Source organism: Winogradskyella sp. ABM4_392 (genome assembly GCF_056160445.1).
This window is the reverse complement of record NZ_JBSWXE010000017.1, coordinates 1-962: the sequence shown is the minus strand read 5'-3', so window position 1 is coordinate 962 and position 962 is coordinate 1. Positions and strand designations below refer to the sequence as shown.

1 protein-coding gene is annotated in these 962 nt (G+C 45.7%); it reads left to right on the top strand.

The annotated features are described in order from the left end of the window. Window positions 1–450 precede the first annotated feature (450 nt). A partial coding sequence (locus ACXAFS_RS15275; RefSeq protein WP_475308044.1) for a hypothetical protein occupies window positions 451–962 on the top strand: 512 nt, incomplete at its 3' end.

The window sequence follows — 962 nt, the reverse complement described above, 5'->3', positions numbered from 1 at the left end:
GTACTTCCCTTACCATCATTGGTAGTCCCAACGCCATTGGAAGTTTGCGACGACGGGACACCAGATGGGTTAACAGCGATAGATTTAAACGTTAAGAACGCAGAGATCAGCGGCGATAATCCATCCTATACCGTAAGTTACTATTTTGATTTGGCCGATGCCGAGTCTGAGATGAACCCTTTAGCAATACCTTACACCAACGTTAGCAATCCACAGACTATTTTCGTTCGCGTAGAGGATAATGCAACAGGTTGTTACGATACCACGACATTGGTATTGGATGTACAACAGGCACCAGTAGCCAATACACCGACACCGTTGTATTATTGTGATCCCGATAATGATGGTTTTGGGGTGTTTGATCTAACCGAAGCCGATAACGAGATTACGGGAGGTGCCGCAGGCCTGACGGTAACCTACCACGAAACCTTTGCCAATGCAGATAATAATGTGGACGCGATAGATACAACAGTTGGCTACAACAATATTGTAGCGGATAACGGTGATAGTGATCCTCCTATTTTACTGTACGCCAGAGTAGAGAGTGCCACCATAGCGACAGACTGTGCCACGATAGTAGAATTGGAACTAATAGTAGAGCCAACGCCTCAGATCATAGAGCCGACACCATTAGAAGAGTGCGATGATGCCTCTGCCGATGGTTTTGCACAATTTGATTTAACGAGCAAGGCAGAAGAGCTGTTAAATGGTGCAGACCCTGCAGATTACGATATAACGTATTACCAAACAGCGCTCAATGCCAATGATGCCAATAACCCAATCGCAAATCCAACCGCCTATACCAATACATTAGCGGACATGGATGAAGTGTGGGTACGTGTAGAAGACCCGAATACAACAGAAGGCTGTTATAAGGTGACGCGCTTAGAGTTAATCGTAAATCCATTACCAGTACTGGTTCAGCCAACGCCATTGGTGTTGTGTGACGCCATAACCTTAGG